Annotated in this window: 17 protein-coding genes; 8 read left to right on the top strand and 9 right to left on the bottom strand. The window is 72.1% G+C overall.

Going from position 1 to position 17149, the window contains the following annotated elements:
• Positions 1-16: 16 nt before the first annotated feature.
• The 4 genes from Srubr_RS03365 to xylB form a co-directional block, all read right to left on the bottom strand.
• A complete protein-coding gene (locus Srubr_RS03365; protein WP_189993510.1) occupies positions 17-1030 on the bottom strand; it encodes an acetamidase/formamidase family protein in 1014 nt (337 codons plus the stop codon).
• Positions 1031-1093: 63 nt separating this feature from the next.
• Entirely contained in the window at positions 1094-2590 is a 1497-nt protein-coding gene (locus Srubr_RS03360; RefSeq protein ID WP_189993508.1) for an APC family permease, read from the bottom strand.
• Between the two features lie 586 nt (positions 2591-3176).
• Positions 3177-4385: an ROK family transcriptional regulator gene (locus Srubr_RS03355; RefSeq protein ID WP_189993506.1), complete on the bottom strand. Its 1209-nt coding sequence runs from the start codon at positions 4383-4385 to the stop codon at positions 3177-3179.
• Between the two features lie 50 nt (positions 4386-4435).
• Positions 4436-5881 carry a xylulokinase gene (gene xylB, locus Srubr_RS03350; RefSeq protein WP_189993505.1) on the bottom strand — a complete coding sequence of 482 codons (1446 nt, stop codon included), beginning with the start codon at positions 5879-5881 and terminating at the stop codon, positions 4436-4438.
• A 155-nt stretch (positions 5882-6036) separates the two neighbouring features.
• Here xylB and xylA point away from each other — a divergent pair, with 155 nt between their 5' ends.
• Entirely contained in the window at positions 6037-7203 is a 1167-nt protein-coding gene (gene xylA / locus Srubr_RS03345; protein ID WP_189993503.1) for a xylose isomerase, read from the top strand.
• Between the two features lie 93 nt (positions 7204-7296).
• Here the strand turns inward: xylA and Srubr_RS03340 are convergent, their stop codons facing one another.
• A complete protein-coding gene (locus Srubr_RS03340; protein WP_189993501.1) occupies positions 7297-8634 on the bottom strand; it encodes an esterase-like activity of phytase family protein in 1338 nt (445 codons plus the stop codon).
• A 288-nt stretch (positions 8635-8922) separates the two neighbouring features.
• Here Srubr_RS03340 and Srubr_RS03335 point away from each other — a divergent pair, with 288 nt between their 5' ends.
• Positions 8923-9105 (top strand): hypothetical protein, encoded by a 183-nt coding sequence (locus Srubr_RS03335; protein ID WP_030775282.1) that lies wholly within the window; start codon positions 8923-8925, stop codon positions 9103-9105.
• A gap of 129 nt (positions 9106-9234) precedes the next feature.
• Here Srubr_RS03335 and Srubr_RS03330 read toward each other — a convergent pair whose 3' ends face one another.
• The gene (locus Srubr_RS03330) at positions 9235-10077 is read right to left on the bottom strand and encodes a hypothetical protein (protein WP_189993499.1); all 843 of its coding nucleotides are present in this window, start codon (positions 10075-10077) and stop codon (positions 9235-9237) included.
• 242 nt (positions 10078-10319) lie between these two features.
• On the opposite strand from Srubr_RS03330, the gene Srubr_RS03325 reads away from it, so the two are divergent.
• From Srubr_RS03325 to Srubr_RS03315, 3 genes are all read left to right on the top strand, one after another.
• Positions 10320-10862, top strand: a complete 543-nt coding sequence (locus Srubr_RS03325) for an MOSC domain-containing protein (RefSeq protein WP_189993498.1) — start codon at positions 10320-10322, stop codon at positions 10860-10862.
• A 46-nt stretch (positions 10863-10908) separates the two neighbouring features.
• The gene (locus Srubr_RS41805; RefSeq protein ID WP_203854909.1) at positions 10909-11622 is read left to right on the top strand and encodes a transposase family protein; all 714 of its coding nucleotides are present in this window, start codon (positions 10909-10911) and stop codon (positions 11620-11622) included.
• Positions 11623-11935: 313 nt separating this feature from the next.
• Positions 11936-12841: an oxygenase MpaB family protein gene (locus Srubr_RS03315; protein ID WP_189993702.1), complete on the top strand. Its 906-nt coding sequence runs from the start codon at positions 11936-11938 to the stop codon at positions 12839-12841.
• Here the strand turns inward: Srubr_RS03315 and Srubr_RS03310 are convergent.
• Entirely contained in the window at positions 12818-13351 is a 534-nt protein-coding gene (locus Srubr_RS03310; protein ID WP_189993496.1) for a PadR family transcriptional regulator, read from the bottom strand. The two genes, Srubr_RS03315 and Srubr_RS03310, sit on opposite strands and share 24 nt — an antisense overlap.
• 105 nt (positions 13352-13456) lie before the next feature.
• Between Srubr_RS03310 and Srubr_RS03305 the strand changes: the two genes are divergently transcribed.
• Positions 13457-14212 (top strand): alpha/beta fold hydrolase, encoded by a 756-nt coding sequence (locus Srubr_RS03305; RefSeq protein ID WP_189993494.1) that lies wholly within the window; start codon positions 13457-13459, stop codon positions 14210-14212.
• A gap of 13 nt (positions 14213-14225) precedes the next feature.
• Here the strand turns inward: Srubr_RS03305 and Srubr_RS03300 are convergent, their stop codons facing one another.
• Together Srubr_RS03300 and Srubr_RS03295 are read right to left on the bottom strand one after the other, a co-directional pair.
• Positions 14226-14825: a class I SAM-dependent methyltransferase gene (locus Srubr_RS03300; RefSeq protein ID WP_189993492.1), complete on the bottom strand. Its 600-nt coding sequence runs from the start codon at positions 14823-14825 to the stop codon at positions 14226-14228.
• A gap of 82 nt (positions 14826-14907) precedes the next feature.
• Positions 14908-15336, bottom strand: coding sequence for a PPOX class F420-dependent oxidoreductase (locus tag Srubr_RS03295; protein WP_189993490.1), 429 nt, complete (start codon positions 15334-15336; stop codon positions 14908-14910).
• Positions 15337-15427: 91 nt separating this feature from the next.
• On the opposite strand from Srubr_RS03295, the gene Srubr_RS03290 reads away from it, so the two are divergent.
• On the top strand, positions 15428-15841 hold the full coding sequence (locus Srubr_RS03290; protein WP_189993488.1) for a roadblock/LC7 domain-containing protein: 414 nt from the start codon (positions 15428-15430) through the stop codon (positions 15839-15841).
• A gap of 127 nt (positions 15842-15968) precedes the next feature.
• The gene (locus Srubr_RS41800) at positions 15969-17147 is read left to right on the top strand and encodes a DUF6397 family protein (protein WP_373313452.1); all 1179 of its coding nucleotides are present in this window, start codon (positions 15969-15971) and stop codon (positions 17145-17147) included.
• Positions 17148-17149: the final 2 nt, after the last annotated feature.

Below are 17149 nucleotides of genomic sequence, written 5' to 3'. Positions count from 1 at the left end.
AGCCGCGCCGGGGATCTCAGCGGCGCAGGGCCCGTGCGGTCTCCCGCAGCCGGGCGTGCACGCCGCGGTAGGTCTCCCGCGCGGGCAGCCACTCCTTGCGGAGCTTGGCCACGCAGGTGTAGTTCGTGTCGCACACGTTGGCCAGCGGCGATTCGACCGTCTGGGTCGCGAACTGGTACGCGTCCAGCTCGCTGAACCCGTAGTCGCGCACCAGCCACTGGACCAGGTCGAGTTGCGATATCCGGAACGCGTCCTCCAACGGGCGGGCCGAACCGGTGGAGATGATGTGCGTGTCAGACTCCAGGCGCGGCCAGGGCGTGGTGACGCCCTTGAGCAGGTCCACGATCACCACCGTGTTCATTGCGCACTCAACGGCCACCCCGCAGGTCTCTCCCTCGCCTTGCCGGGCATGCCCGTCGCCCAGGCTGAGCAGGGCACCCTCGACATTGACGCCCAGATAGCAGGTGACGCCGGCCCGCATCTCGGGTGTGTCCATGTTGCCGCCGTGGGCGTCGGGCACCAGGGCCGAGCGCACCTCCAGATTGGCGGGTGCCACGCCCACCGTGCCGTGCATCGGGTCCAGGGGCAGCTCCACCCGGATGTCGCTGTCCCGCGCCTCGAACAGGGCTGTCCTGCGGGCCCGGTCCAACTGCCAGATCCACACCCGTTCCGGCAGCGGCGGCTGCAGCGTGGCCGTGGTGTGCGTGGAGGTGAGCGCACCGAAGAGCGGCACCGTCGTGGACGCCGCCCAGTCACGGGCCGGTTCGATCGAGACGAAGTGCACGGCCACGGTGTCACCGGGTTCGGCGCCCTCGATGTGGAAGGGACCGGTCTGGGGATTGAGGTACGGGAACTCGCACACCTCGGACACGAGATCCTTCTCGGAGCGGACCCGGCCGGCGAAGCAGTCCTCGGTATACAGATCGAGAACGGTGCCGGGTGCGATCCGGGCCATGGGCTGCGCCCCGCCGAAGGTCCAGGCGTACTGGTCCGGTTCCGGCCGCACGGTGAGAATCCGGGGGTCGGTCATCGCGGCATGTCTCCTTCCAAGGGGGATCATCGTGTCGGGCCGACCCGGAAGGGCCGTTCACCGCTATGAGGCTGGTGGGTGGACTCCGGCCCCGTCCTGCCGTCCGGCACCCGTGTCGTAGGCGTCGAGGTGCACGCGGGCGGTCTCGGCTATCCGGCCGGGGTGCCGTCGTAGCAGCACGAGCAGCACCACCACACCCACGGCGAGCCAGGCGCCGACGACCGGACCGGCGTAGGACACCGGAGCCGTCAGTTCCGTGACGAAGTCGAACACCGGCAGACCGGCGGCCGTCAGCAGGGCCGGGATGAACGCGGCGCTGCCCAGCGCGGGGAACAGCAGATGCCGTACCGGTTTGAGGGAGGCCCGGCCGGACCGGAGGAAATAGCCGGCACAGGAGAGGTTCACGACGATGTAGACGCCGACGACCACCGTGACGATCACCGTGGCGAGCAGCAGATAGGCGGTCACCGGGTCATAGGCGAGGCCGAGGCCGAGCACCGCGCCGACCGCCACGGCGCTCTGTACGCCGATGCCGGCCACGGGGGAGCGGTGCCGGGGGTGCAGGGTCGCGAGCACGCCGGGCAGGACCCGGATGCGGGCCAGGGCGAAGGCCGTACGGGTGGAGACGTTCGCGCAGGCGTTGGCGTTCGCGATCGCGGAGTTGACCACCGCGAGGAACACCAGCACCCAGAAGAGACCGAACGAGGCCCGGGCGACGCCCTCCCAGGACGCCTCGCCCGAGGCACCGAACGTCGCGAAGCGGTCGGGGCCGAAGTAGACGGTCATCGCATAGGTCGTGAGCACGTAGAACAGGCCGATGCCCAGGGCCGCTCCGAGGACTGCGCGGTGCATCGTCCGCCGTGGGTCGCGGGTCTCCTCGGCGAGCGGCGCGGCCGCTTCGAAGCCGGCGAACGCCAGCACCGTGTACACGGACCCGGCGAACACCCCGGAGACCCCCGCGTACCCGTCCGCGGTGTGGGAAGTGCCGAACACCGTAAGGGTGTTGGCGCTGCCGGCCCCACCGATGAGCAGGACCGCGAACACCAGGAGGACGAGGATCTCGAAGACACCGAGGACAGTGCCGAAGCGGGCGGAGGCGCGGACGCCGAGATAGCCGGCCCAGGCGATCACCACCGCTCCGGCCAGCGCCCACGGCCACCACAGGTCCGCCGGGTACGCGGACCACTCCGCGTGCAGCGCGCCCGCCACCGTGAAGCCCAGTTGCAACAGCAGCAGCGGTGGCACCAGCATCTCCACGAAGACGTAGGCCCAGCCGACGAGGAAACCGACGGCCGGGTGCAGGCCCCGAGCCGCGTAGGTCGCCACCGAGCCCGCCGCGGGCAGTTCCCGGGCCAGCTCAGCCACGCACGAGGCGGTGAACAGGCAGGCCACCAGAGCGATCAGGACCGACAGCGGCAGGCTGCCGCCCGCGAAGGCGGCGCCGGACGGGATCGACGCGGCCACCGCGGCGGCGGGCGCCATCGCCGTGACGCTCTGGAACAGGACGTCGCGCAACCCGATCGCGTCGCGCCGCAGCGCTCCAGCCGTCTCCGCGTGCATGCGTCCCCCGATCCGTGTCCCGGCTGCCGTTCGTCGCCCGAGCATGTCCGCGCTCGGCGGCCACCGCACGGATATGACGAACCGTCGGTCGGCCTCGCGTGAAATCACGGTACGGCGCGGGGTGGTTGGGCAGAAGGGTGCGCGGCCGTTCGGTGGACAACCCGTCGCCTGTGGATAACTCGGCCACTCGATCGGGTGAGACCGGAGGGCCAAGAGGCCTGGCTTGGGGCTCGTCACAGCCGCGCGCCTTCCCCGGATCCGCTGAGGAGCGGACCAACGCCCTCCCATGAAATCACCGGGGAGCAGACCGCCCCTTTCCGCGGAACGGACGAGGAACAGGCCGGCCCGTCTCACGGAAAGGCCGAGAAGCAGGACGCGCCCTTCGCGCATCACGGAGGAACAGGCCGTGCCTCCCCGCGGAGACTTCGGGCAACAGCCCGCGACGCGGCAGGATACGCGGCGCCCGCAGGACACGGGTGTCAGCGCGTACGAGGTGAGCGGCACCCCCGGCCGCCGTGCCCTCCACCTCGCACGTCAACCGGTCCGGCACCCGGGAACCGTGGTCGGTGCCGGACCGCGAGCGGCGTCAGGATCGTTCCGCCACCACCGCCGGGTCGTCCAGCACCGCGCGGACGACCGAGTGCGCGGCGCCCAGCAGCGGGCCCTGTGGACCGAGCGGGGACACCGTCACCGGACAGGCCGGGCCCGCCGTACGGCCCGTCAGCTCCGTCTCCAGCGCCGGCAGCAGCCAGGGCGAGAGATCCGCCAGGGCTCCGCCCAGGACCACCGTCTCGGGATCGAGCAGGTTCACCGCCCCGGTCAGGGCGATGCCGAGGGCCGTACCGGCGTCCCGCAGAGCGGCCCGCACGCCGTCGTCACCCGCCCCGGCGCGCTCCGCGAGCAGGCCCACCAGATCCTCCCGGGGTTCCAGCCCGGCCGCGCGCCGCACCGCCTCCTCACCCGCGTACTGCTCCAGACATCCCCGGCCGCCGCACGGGCAGGGAGGACCGTCGGGCCGTACCGGCACATGGCCCAGCTCGCCCGCGAATCCCCGCTTGCCGCGCAGCAACCGACCGTCCACGACGACCGCGGCACCGATACCGATCTCGGCCGACACGTGCAGGAAGTCACCGGGCGTACCGGCACCGAGCCACAGCTCGGCCAGGGCACCGAAGTTGGCCTCGTTGTCCACGGACAGCGGCCAGCCGCCGGGCAGCAGGGCGCCGAGGTCGGTGTCGTGCCAGTCGAGGTTCGGGGCCCGTACGACCGTCCGTCCGTCCCTGGCCACCAGCCCGGGCACCGCGACCGCGAGCCCGGCGGGCCACAGTTCCGCCTGCTCGGCTTCCGCGACCACCCGGTGGATCAGCGCTGTCAGCTCCTCGATCACCGGCTCGGGCGCCCGGCCCCGGTTGCCGCCGCGCCGGACCGCCCGTGCCCGCACCTCGCCGCGCAGGTCGACCGCGCACACCGCGAGGTGGTCGACGCCGATCTCGGCCCCGATCCCGGCCGGGCCCCGGCCGCTCACCGCGAGCGCCGACCCGGGCCGGCCCACCCGGCCGGGCCGCTCGGGGCCCAGTTCCTCCAGCAGTCCCCACCGGATCAGCTCGTCCACCAGCGTCGACACCGCCGCCCGTGTCAGACCGATCCGCGAGGCGACGGCCGCCCGCGACAGCGACCCCTCCGCGCTGACGGCGTGCATCACCCGGGCGAGATTGCGCCGGCGCATGCCCTGCTGGGTGTCCGGCAGAGCGCGCCCGGTGCCCGGCGGGCGTGCCTTGTGCAGCGGTGCGGTCATGCCTGCGTCAATCCTCGGTGTCTGCCGCCGGCTGGGGGCGGGCGGCCTGGTCAGTCGGCTTCCGGCCGCCGCTCCAGCAGCGGGGCCGCGTCGGAGAGTACCCCGGTGATCCTCTCCAGCGTCGGCCGGTCCCTCTCCACGGCCTCCAGCACCGGGCCCGCGGCCGTGTTCCAGCGGCGGGCCACGGCCGCCGGGTCCTCGCCGGTCAGCAGCCCGGCCGCCTGCGCCGCCGCGCCCAGCGCGACGAGTTCCCTGGCCTGCGGGACCTGGACAGGCCGCCCGGAGAGCCGGCGCACGGTCTGCTGCCAGGCGGTGCCCCGGGCCCCGCCGCCGATCAGGAGGAGCGGCGTGTCACGGTCGGCGTCCGCGTCCAGGACCAGATCGAGGGCTGCCAGCAGCGCGTGCACCGCGCCGTCGTAGGCGGCCTGCAGCAGTTGGCCCGCGGTGGTGTCGTGACGCAGCCCGTGCAGCAGGCCGGAGGCGTGCGGCAGGTTGGGGGTGCGCTCCCCGTCCAGGTACGGCAGCAGGGTCACCGAGCCGCCGGGTTCGACCGCCTCCCGGTCCAGGCCCAGCAGCGCCGCGACCCGGTCCACCGCCAGCGTGCAGTTCAGGGTGCAGGCGAGGGGCAGCCAGTCCCCGCGCGCGTCGGCGAAGCCCGCCACCGTGCCGGTCGGGTCGGCGGGACGGTGCTCGGAGACGGCGTAGACCGTGCCGGAGGTGCCGAGGCTCAGCACCGGCGTGCCGGGCCGCAGGCCGAGACCCAGCGCCGCCGCGGCGTTGTCACCGGTGCCCGGGGCCACCAGCGTGCCCTTGGAAAAGGGCAGGTCGTGGCTGTCGCGCACGGTGCCGACCACCTCGCCCGGCCGCGCCACCCGGGGCAGCAGCGCCGGGTCCAGGCCGATGTGCGCCAGCGTGTCCTCGTCGTACGTCTCGGTGCCCGATGCCCACCAGCCGGTGCCGGAGGCGTCGCCGCGGTCGGTCGTGCCCTGCCCGGTCAGGCGCTCGGTGAGGTAGTCGTGGGGGAGCCGGACGGCCTTCGTCGCCCGGACCGCCTCCGGCTCGTGCTCGGCGAGCCAGGCCCACTTGGTGGCCGTGAAGGACGCGCCGGGCACGCTGCCGGTGCGCTCCGCCCAGGCCTTCGGCCCGCCCAGCTCCTCGACGAGACGGCGGGCCTGCGGAGCGGAGCGGACATCGTTCCACAGCAGCGCCGGACGTACCGGATCGCCGTGTCCGTCCAGGGTGACCAGGCCGTGCTGCTGGCCGCCGATCGACACCGCCGCCGCCTCGCGCGCCGCCTCACCGCACTGGCGCAGCGCCGCGCACAGCGCGTCCCACCACTGGCGCGGGTCGCTCTCCCGGCCCGCCCCGTTGGTCACGGTGTGCGGTGCCTGGCCACTGGCCACGATCCGCCCGGTCGCCGCGTCGACGACCAGCGCCTTCGTGGACTGGGTGGACGTGTCCACTCCGACGACGAGCGGACCCTCGGCTGCTGACATCGGGCTCTCCCTCTTCCGCGGCTCCGCGGCATCTGCGCTGTGTGACGAAGACATCTGGTGGGCGAAAGACATGTTGTCTCTTCCCAGCGGTGTGTGCGCATACTAATTTGTAAACGGCCATGACGAAATACTCGTACGCAGCAAGGAGCCGCGCCATGAGCTACCAGCCCACCCCCGAGGACAGGTTCACGTTCGGCCTGTGGACCGTCGGCTGGCAGGGCAGGGACCCGTTCGGCGACGCCACCCGCCCCGCCCTCGACCCGGTCGAGACGGTGCAGCGCCTGGCGGAACTCGGCGCCCACGGGGTGACCTTCCACGACGACGACCTGATCCCCTTCGGCTCTTCGGACACCGAGCGGGAGTCGCACATCAAGCGGTTCCGGCAGGCGCTGGACGCCACCGGCATGACCGTCCCGATGGCCACCACGAACCTCTTCACCCACCCCGTCTTCAAGGACGGCGCGTTCACCGCCAACGACCGCGACGTGCGCCGCTACGCCCTTCGCAAGACCATCCGCAACATCGACCTCGCGGTCGAACTGGGCGCGAAGACGTACGTCGCCTGGGGCGGTCGCGAGGGCGCCGAGTCCGGGGCCGCCAAGGACGTACGCGCCGCCCTGGACCGCATGAAGGAGGCCTTCGACCTGCTCGGCGAGTACGTCACTTCGCAGGGCTACGACCTCCGCTTCGCGATCGAGCCCAAGCCGAACGAGCCCCGGGGCGACATCCTGCTGCCCACCGTCGGCCACGCCCTGGCCTTCATCGAGCGCCTGGAGCGGCCCGAGCTGTACGGCGTCAACCCGGAGGTCGGCCACGAGCAGATGGCCGGCCTGAACTTCCCGCACGGCATCGCGCAGGCCCTGTGGGCGGGCAAGCTCTTCCACATCGACCTCAACGGCCAGTCCGGCATCAAGTACGACCAGGACCTGCGGTTCGGGGCCGGTGACCTGCGGGCCGCCTTCTGGCTGGTCGACCTTCTGGAGAGCGCCGGTTACGAAGGACCGCGCCACTTCGACTTCAAGCCGCCGCGGACCGAGGACATCGACGGCGTGTGGGCGTCGGCCGCGGGCTGCATGCGCAACTACCTCATTCTGAAGGAGCGCGCGGCCGCCTTCCGCGCCGACCCGGAGGTGCAGGAGGCGCTGCGCGCGTCGCGCCTGGACGAGCTGGCCCAGCCGACCGCGGCCGACGGCGTCCAGGAGCTGCTGGCCGACCGCACGGCCTTCGAGGACTTCGACGTGGACGCGGCCGCCGCGCGCGGCATGGCCTTCGAACGGCTCGACCAGCTGGCGATGGACCACCTGCTGGGGGCGCGGGGCTGACGCCCACGCGCGCGTACCGGCGATCGCCCCTGCCACAGGGGCGATCGCCGATAGACGCGGGCCGTCTGCGGTGTCGCGGACGGCCCGCGTCCGTCACAGCTTCTCGGGCAGACGGACGTACACCACCGTCGTCTTCACACCGCTGTCGACCAGACGGCCCCGGGCGTCGAACGCGCCCTCCCCGTCCGTCATCCCGAAGTCGTTGTCGTTGACGAGTGCGAGCGTGTCGTCATCCACGCGCGCGATGCCCTCGATCTTCCCGGGAACCCCGGCGATCGTGCCCAGGTCCACCACCAGCCGCTTCGACAGCACCGGTACGCCCGCGGACGCCGGCTCGTCCAGCTGCTCCAGCGTCGGGGACGTGGTGTCGTCGTCCCACGGGCCACCCAGGATGTCCGCCCCGCGCCCCAGCCTGACCAACTGCAGCCGGGCCGACTTGTCCGTGCGTTCCTCGACGAGCAGCCGGTCGCGGCCGACCGCCACCACCGACGAGATCTTCAGCTCCGAGGTGTCGTCCTCGCCCGTGTCGACCACGCCGACCGGGTCGAAACGGTAGGCGTACTCGGCCGTGACGGCCTTCTCGCGCGGGGAGAAACGCAGCAGGCGGGTGGTGCGCGAGGCGTCGCCGGCGCCCGCGTCCGGCAGGGGGAGCGGGCTCTGCAGGGCCACCACGAGGTCACCGCCGGGCAGTTGCGCCAGCCCCTCGAACCCCCGGTTGGTCTTGCGGTGCAGCAGGACCGACGGCAGCGCCTCCACCACCGGGTAGTCCGTACCGGTCAGGGCCAGCCCCTCGGGCACATAGCGGGCGAGCACCCTGCCGCGCGCGGAGACGTGCACGAGGGACGGCCCGTACTCGTCCACGAGCCAGAAGGTGCCGTCCCCGGCTCGTACGATGCCCTCGGTGTCCAGGCCGTTCGGATGGTAGGGAAGCGGCGTCCTCGCGTCGTAGGTGTACGGCGCCTCGTCCCGGCCCCGCTGGTCGGGCAGCCCGGTGACGGCCTTCCCCGAGGAGGTGGTGAGCGGTATCGCGTCGATGACCTCGACGGTGTCCTTGGAGACCCGGATTCTCACGATCGCGGGGTCGAAGCCCGGCACCGGGAAGGTACGGCGCTTCTTGCCGTCCACCTTGATCTGGCCGTTGGGCCCGCGGTCGGTCACCGTCCAGTACTCGCCCTTGCGGCCCGCCGGGTAGATGTCGCTGCCGATGCCGCCGAGCCGCACCCCGTGGTCGTCGGCCACACTTCCCGGCAGCAGCGCGTTGCTGAACGCGCCGAGCGGGATCTCACCGAGCGTCGCCGTGTGCACGACACGGGCCTCCTTGGCCGGCGCCGCCGTGGCCGTTCCCGTAGCCACGAGGACGGCGGCCAAGGCCAGGGGCAGGCCCGTGGCGACGGGACGGTGAACGCGGCGACGTGCGGCGGTCGGGGACATCGGGCCTCCTGGGAGCAAGATCGTTGACGGCGGCCACGATTGGGCTCCTGGAGGAACACCGCACGACGGGCGGGTGAACGGCCGACGTCCGCAACTCGTCGGAACGGCCCGGCGACTTCCGCTGATCGGGAACGCCGGCCGGGTGAGGGCCTGCCCCTGACCGGTTCCCCGGAGAGCCATCAGGGGCGTGTCTCAGGGATGAGTCAGGGTCCGGGGCCGGAACTGCCGGGAGCGGGATGTCGTTTTCCAGAGCAGAGTGCGGCAGCGGCCGCGAAGGAGGCGACGCTCATGTCCAAGAACGCGAAGATCGCCGTAGGGGGCGTGGCGGTCGGGCTGATCCTGCTGATATGGCTGCCCTGGTGGGTGGCGTTCCTGATCGTGGTCGGAGTGCCGGTGGTGGCATACCTCGCCCTGGACCCCTCGCAGCGGCGCAGGGTCCGCCGGGTGGCCCGTAAGGAACTCGGCCGCTGAGGTGGCGGCGCGCGACAGGCGGTCGGCGGGCGAGGTGACCGTAGCGGTCGGCCGGGTCCACAGGGGACCGCGCCGGCGTGCGGGGGCGGGTACTGCCGGGACCGGCGGGTGGCGTACGGCTGCCGAGCCTCACAGCGGACGTACGGCCAACTTGTCGAGAGCTGCCAGCAGGCCCGGCAGTTCGGGGCCCCGGCCCACCGGATGGACCTCGCCGGGCTCGTCATCGAGCAGGACGAACGCGATGTCGTCGGTGCGGGCCACGAGCGACCAGCCGGGGCCGTCCGCACGCAGCGTACGGGCGTCACCCGGGGCGAAGGACGACCGCACGCGTCCGAGCGGCGGTGGGGAATCGACGTAGGCACGCGCTTCCGCGAGCACCCGGCGGACCCCCGCGTGGCCGCCGCGCGCGGGGCCCTCCTCGCCGTCCCGGGCGGATGACGCGTCCTTGGTCGGTGGGCCGGGCGCACGGAAGTCGGCGTCGTCGATCTGCCCCCGCCAAGCGGCCCATTGCAGCGCGATCTCGTCGGCGCCCAGACGGCGTTGGGCGGGCCCCCAGGAGCCGGTGTCCGGCGGGCTCAGCGCCGGCCGGCCCGCTCTCTCGGCGGGGGGATCGTGCGGCGCGGGAACCCCGGGCGCGGCGACGGCGACGGCCAGGGGCCAGCCCGGCAGGGCGGTCACGACCGAGCCTTCGTCCGGCGACAGCTCGTATTCCATGCCGCAGTCCCAGGACGCGATGGCCACGGCGACCAGCGCGACGTCGTCGATGACGACCGTCCAGCGAGCGCCGTCCTCGTCCTGGCCCAGCACCAGGCCGTACCCGTCGGCGAGCGGCGGCAGGCCCAGCACCGCGCACGCCGCCGGGTAGTCGTCGCCCAGCACGCTCGGGAACTGCGCCGGCGTCAGCAGCACCGCCGTCAGCACATACAGCGCGTCGTCCGCGGCGGCGACGGCCATATCGTCCGTCCCGGCCATCCCTGCCTCCCCAGTGGTTGGTCCGTCGGCGCGCACCCTAGTGCGAGCGCAAGCCGGTTGTCACGGCTCCGGGCACCACGCGGAGCTGCGGGTTTCCAGCCGGAAAGGGACGAAATGATCACACCGGGAGGCGAGAGTTCCGCTTACGACCCCACCCGCGATTGATCGTGGATGCTGTGCCTTGAGGGGGCGAGGGCTAGGCTCGTGGCTGATCACGGTTACCGACGAGGGGGTTCCGAGGTATGAGCGGGAGAGTGACGGCGGTCAGCAGCAACGGGGAGTATTCGTTCACCAAGCCGAACCGGGACAGCATCAGATTGCTGGCTGGGCTTGGTGTGGAGGGGGACGTTCACGCTGGTGTGACGGTCAAGCACCGCTCGCGCGTCGCGCAGGATCCCACTCAGCCGAATCTGCGCCAGGTCCACCTCATTCATGAAGAGCTCTTCGCCGAGGTCGGCGAAGAAGGGTTCAAGGTGGCGCCCGGCGAACTCGGCGAGAACATCACCACGCGCGGCATCGATCTGCTCGGTCTGCCGGTCGGCACATTGCTGCGCGTCGGCGACTCCGCGGTCCTGGAAGTCACCGGCCTCCGCAATCCCTGCCGGCAGATCGACAACTTCCAGGAGGGGCTGCTGAAGCAGGTCGTCGGCCGCGACGAGGCGGGGAACATCGTGCGCAAAGCCGGAATCATGAGCATCGTGAGGGAAGGCGGCGTGGTGCGCCCTGGCGACACGATCGACGTGGAACTTCCCAGCGGTCCGCACCGACCCCTGGACCGGGTCTGACCAGCCTCCCGGGCAGGCCGTGACATGACGATGGCCAGGCGGGTTCTTGATCCGTGAAGATCAAGCAGGCCCGCGCGGGCGTGGCCCCTCCTGCCTTCTGTGGCGTCCCGCGCCCACACCTCGGCGAGTTGATCGAAGAACTCGCGCCACGCTGGGAAGCGCGCTGCGCGTCCGCGCGGCACGAGCGGCGCCGGGGCGCCCGCCGACGGCAGGCCGGGGCCGGGCCGAAGTACGAACTGGTCCTCGCCGACCGGCTGCTGGCCACCCTGGTTCACCTGCGCACCGTCCTCACCCACGAGGCCCCCGGCGTGGTGTACGAGGAGGGCTCCTCCACTCTCGGCCGCGCCACCAGCGAAATCCGCCCGCTCCTGGCGGAGCGGGGATTCGCCACCCCCGACCGGTCCGGCCCGCTACTGCACATCCTGGAGGACGCTTTCGCCTACGCCGCCGCCGAGAACTTCACCCTGCGCATGACGGCACCGGGACCAAAGTCCGGCGCTCCAGGGCCCACAGGCTCGGCAGGCGGGCCTTCGTCTCCGGCAAGCGCAGGCAGAACGCCACCAAGGCCACCAAGATCAGTGATCACCAGGCCCGCCCCCTGTGGTCCGGCGCGATGCGTCCCGGCCGGATGCACGACCAGACCTGTGTGCGCACCGAGGGCATCGCCGGGCAGTTCCGCCTGCAGCCCAGCGTGAAAGCCGAGGCCGACGAGGGTTACCGGGGACTGGCAGCGAGTTCCCCGACCAGGTCGGTGCCATGACCGCCCGGTAGGCCGGCTCGCTCACCCCGAAGGACAGCGCCTCCGGTGACACCCACGCCGCCGCCTCCTCGATCCGGTCCTCGTCACCCTCCGCCCGAGCGGCCGCATAGACGGCCGCCGCCTCGAACAAGTCGTGCGCGCCCTTTTCCCGGACGCCGGCCCGCGCCTGCGAGGGGGCACGGAACCTGCCGGCGTACCCGCGGATCGCGTCGAACACCTGGACCACCCTCTCCCCGAACCAGTCAGTGCTGATCGCCCATCTGCCGGTCCGCAACGTAGAGTTGGAGTTCCGGTGGCAGAAGGGGACGACACGGTGAAGCGGTTCGAACATCTGGAGCGGATCCGTCGGCTGGACCCGGTGGCGGACGCGCCGGAGATCTACCGGATCAGCGTCTCCCTGGAGTTCCCCTGGGACTACACGCGCGCCCTGGAACTGGCCCTGTACCGCACCTACGCGGTACCGAGCATCGGCCGGCTGCTCGCGCGGACGGCGGAGCTGACCGAGCGCACGCAGAAGCGGTACGACGACACGTCGCTCCTCCTCGACGCCGTCCTGGAGCACGGCTTCACCGCGGAGCAGGGGCGTACGGCGATCCGCCGCATCAACCAGATGCACCGCAGTTACGACATCAGCGACGACGACATGCGGTATGTACTGAGCACCTTCGTGGTGGTGCCCAGGCGCTGGATCGACACCTACGGCTGGCGACGGTTGTCCCGCCACGAGATCATCGCCACCACCGAGTACTATCGCACCCTCGGCCGGCACATGGGCATCCCGGACATCCCCCGGACCTACGACGAGTTCGAAGCCCTTCTCGACTCCTACGAAGAGGCCCACTTCGGCTGGGACGAGGAGGCCCGGCGGGTCTCCGACGCCACGCTCGCCCTGATGGTCTCCTGGTACCCCCGCCCCCTGGCCCCGCTGCTGCGCACGGTGACACTCGCCCTGCTCGACGAGCCGCTGCTGCGCGCCTTCCACTATCCGAAACCCGGCGCGGCGGCCACCGCGCTGGTGCGCCGGGCCGTATGGACGCGCGGTCGGCTGGTCCGGCTCCTGCCACCGCGCCGCAGCCCGCACTTCGCGCGTCAGAACTGGGAGATCAAGGGCTACCCCGACGGCTACCGCGTGGCCGACCTGGGAACCCGTCCGGTTCCCGGGCTGCGCGGCTGCCCGGTGCGGCACCGGGACACGTCAGCGGCCGACCCCGTCGAGTGATGCGAGGGTGTCCCGCAGCCAGGCCAGTTCCGCCCGGCTCGTGGCACGCGCGATGGTGAGGACGCCCCGCCGGAAGGGGTCGTCCAGTTCCTCGGCGCTCAGCGGCCGGTCGCCGTCGTAGAAGAAGCTCGCCGGCTCCTCCAGGAAGGCCAGCCGGCGTCGCAGCACGGCCGCCTGCGCGGCGGGGTCCGCCAAGTGCCGCAGGAACGCCAGCAGCGTGAACCAGTGGTTCTCGTCGGTGATCTCCCGCTGGGCGGGCTCGGCGAGCCGGCGCATCAGCTCGCGCCCGCCCTGCTCGGTCAGCGTCAGCACATGGCGCGGCGCCGCGACGGCACCGGGCTCGGTGGCCCGTACCAGCAGGCCCGCCTTCTCCAGCCGTTTGATCGCCGGGTACAACGTGCTCTCCGCGACCGGGCGCACATGACCGGTGAGCGCGGCGATGTGTCGGCGCAGGACATATCCGTGCAGCGGCGCGTCGTACAGGAATCCCAGGATGGCGAGTTCGAGCATGCCCGCATTCTCCCGCAGTGGTATATCGCCCTTCCAGTACGACCTTGACGGCATACCTCGTTGACGAAGTATTGTGCGGTGTTGTTGCAGCACAGGGAGGGGCACATGCGCCAGGCCGCGTTCGACAGCAAGGGCAGCCACATCCGGTGGACGGAAGTGCCTGGGGCGGAGCCCGCCCGGGTGTTTCTGCACGGACTCGGATCCATGTCCGCCGTCTACCACGCCCACATCGCCGCCCGGCCGGAACTGACCGGCAGACGCAGCCTGTTCGTGGATCTGCCTGGGCACGGCACGAGCGACCGCCCCCACGACTTCGGCTACACCCTGGACGACCACGCCCACGCGGTCGGGGTCGCCCTGGACACGGCCGGAGTCACGAGCGCCGAACTGATCGCGCACAGTATGGGCGGTGCCGTGGCCATCGTCCTTGCCCACCGGCGGCCCGACCTCGTCTCCCGGCTGGTGCTGACAGAGGCCAACCTGGACGCCTTTCCGCCGTCGACCGCCGCCAGCAATGCTATCGCCGCCTATGAAGAGGGGGAGTTCGTCGAGGAGGGGTACGCGCGCGTGCTGGACGCGGTCGGCCCGCTGTGGGCGGCCACCATGCGGCTGACCGATCCGCGCGCCCTGCACCGCAGCGCTGTCGGTCTGTGCCGGGGCTCCAGCCCTGTGATGCGCACGCTCCTGGCGGGACTGTCCGTCGACCGGATCTTCCTCCAGGGCGAGGCCGGCGGCGAACTCGCGGGCCGCGAGAGCCTGGAAGCCGCCGGGGTCCGCGTGGTGACGGTGTCCGGCGCCGGACACAACGTCATGTTCGACAACCCCGGCGCCTTCGCGGCAGCCGTCGCCGGAACGGCCTGATCCGGCGCGGCGGTCAGTCCTCGCGCACCGCGAGCGCGAGGAAACGGGCGTCCTCGTCCACGTACGACGTCATGCGCCAGCCCGAACGAGCCAGCAACGGCCGGAGATTGGCCTCGGCCCGCAGGTCGTCTGGCGTGATCCGACGGCCCTGGCGTGCTGCCAGGGCGGCGCGGCCGATCGGATGGAAGAGCCCGAGCACCCCTCCCCGTCGCACCCCGCGGGCCAGTTCCCGCAGGTTCTCCGCCGGATGCGGCAGATGGGCGATCAGGCCGGCCGCGAACACGGCGTCCAGGCAACCCGAACGCAGCGGCAACGCGGCGACGTCCGCGAACAGCAGCCGTCCCGCGCGGTGCCGGCCGGCCCGTACGGCGGCCTGGAGCATCGCCGGGGTCAGATCGGCCCCCAGCACCACGCCGGAGGGGCCGACGGCGGCCCGCAGCGGCGGCAGGGCCCGCCCCGTGCCGCAGCCCGCGTCCAGAACACGGTCCCCCTCGCGCAATCCGAGTTCGGCGACGGCTGCCGCGTAGGCAGGGCCGTCATCCGGGAAGCGGCTGTCCCAGTCGGCGGCCCGGGCGGTGAAGAATTCCTGGACATGTGTGTGGTCGTCGCTCATGCTCCGCATGATCCCGCACCGCCCCCCGGCCTCCGCCGACGCCGCCGGTCACCGCCGTGACCGCACAGCCCGCTCTTGCGGCTCAGGCCGCGAGATCCCGTACCGCCACCACGTTGTCGATGCTGACACGCACCAGGAGTTCGCCCGGAACGCCATTGCGGGCGCCGTACTCCTCGGCGTCGTCCTCGCCCACGTAACGGGCAGCGATCCGCGTGGCCCACTGACGGAGTTCGGCCAGATCCTCCGACACCTCCGCCTCGCCGTTCAGCACCACGAAGTGGAACGGCGGACGCTCGTCGTCCACGCACAGGGCGACCCGGCCGTCACGGGTCAGATTGCGCCCCTTCACGGTGTCCTTGCCGGTGGTGAGCACCAGGTCGTCTCCGTCGAGGAGAAACCAGACCGGGGCCACATGGGGGCTCCCGTCGGCGCGAACGGTGGACAGTTTGCCGGTGCGGGTGCCGTCCGAGACGAACGCCCGCCATTCCTCATCGGTCATCTTCTCTGCCATGCGCCCATCCTGCTTGCCCGCACGCCGGTCGTGGGGAAGGCTGGCGGAGAGTTCCTCCAGCCAGGGGGAGACATCACACGGGGAGAGGGACATGGCGCAGAACCAGGGCCTCGGCTGGCTCCTGGACGATCTGACCGAGCGGGTGGACCACGTCCGCCACTCGCTGGTCCTGTCGAACGACGGGCTGGTCACCGCGGCGAGCACGGGCCTACGCCGTGAGGACGCCGAGCATCTGGCCGCCGTGGCGTCCGGACTGCACAGCCTGGCCAAGGGCTCGGGACGGCACTTCGGCGCGGGCAGGGTGCGCCAGACGATGATCGAGTACGACGATGCCGTGCTGTTCGTGACCGCGGCCGGCGCCGGCAGCTGTCTGTGCGTGCTCACCGGGGCGGAGGCCGACATCGGTCAGATCGCCTACGAGATGACCCTGCTCGTCAATCGGGTCGGCGAACACCTCGGCATCGATGCCAGGCAACCCGAGCGAACACGCAAGGCGGACGCCTGACCTGCGGTTTTTCCTGCCCCCGTGGAGTTATCCACAGGCCCGGAACGAGCCACGGCGAAACCGGCTACGGTGAGTGCACGGCGAACGCACAGGGCGTGAGCCAACGACTCCACGGGGGAGCACGACCATGTCGGCCGACCTTTTCGATCCCACCCGCCCCCACACCTGCAAGCCGAGCCATGCAGCCCGCGAACTGGGGCTCAAGCCAGGTGATTTCGACCGTGCCGTGCAGCTCGGCTGCATCCGCACCGTGCCCGACGAGGGCGGGGGAGGGGGTCGCCGCGTGGAACGCGCGGAGATCGAGCGCGTCCGCGCCCAGGACGGCTTCCCCGAGTCCCTCCTGGACCGGGTGCGGGTCGTGGGGACGGCCGAAGGGGCAGCCCTCATGGAGATCCCGGCCGGCAGGTTCACCCGGCTCGCCCGGCTGGGCCTGCTCGTGCCCGCCGCGTTCTACCTCAACCGCTACCGCGCCGTGGTCTGGCTCTACCTGGCGGAGGAACTACGCCAGTTCGCGGCCGAACCGGAGAACGCGCGCTTGCTCAAGGGGCGTACGCCCGAGACGCTGCGCGGCCAGTTGACGGCCGGCGTGGACCTGCGGGCACGCAACTGGCGCGGACGCCATCTGGGACTCCTGCTCCGGCGGGCCGAGGATCCCTGGGCCCGAGCCGCGGCCGTGGCCGCCTTCCTCACGCCCGTCGACGTCGCGGACATCGTCAGGGACCCGTACGAGCGGGCGCAGCTGAACCGGTTCCGGCCCATGCCGGCCGGGCACGGCGTTCCCGGATCACCGGTCACACACGCGACCGAGCAGATCACGACGGCGCAGGACGCGGACGAGATCGGCTGGCTGCGCAGCGAGCTGGCGCGCCTGGCCGAGGAGGCCCGCAGCGTCTCATCCGTCGCGCGACCGGCCGCCCGCCCCCTCCCGCCGGTGATCCGCACGGCTCCACGGCCCATCCCGCCGATGGCCCGTACGGTGACGGGGCCCGCGGAAGAGACATCGAGGTTCCCGAAGCCGGCGGCGTCGTCACCGGGACCGGACGGCTTCTCCCCGGAGTCGACGCAACGACTCCCAGAGCCGGCCGCGTGGGCCGAGGAGCCGTGGACACGGCCCACGTGGTCGACGGCGCGGTCTTGTGAGCCGGTGGTACGGCCTCCCGAGCCGATGTCCGCCAGCAGGCCGGCGGCGCCGACCGCACCACGGGGTCACGGGACGGCACAGCCCGGTCCGCGGCGGTCGCCCCGCGGTCTGCGGGCCTGGCTCCGGCGGAGAAGCCCACGACGCACAGGGGCCGCGCGGGTGTGAAC

This window comes from Streptomyces rubradiris (assembly GCF_016860525.1).
In the GTDB taxonomy this organism is placed as follows: Bacteria; Actinomycetota; Actinomycetes; order Streptomycetales; family Streptomycetaceae; genus Streptomyces; species Streptomyces rubradiris.
This window is presented reverse-complemented; position numbering and strand designations above follow the sequence as displayed.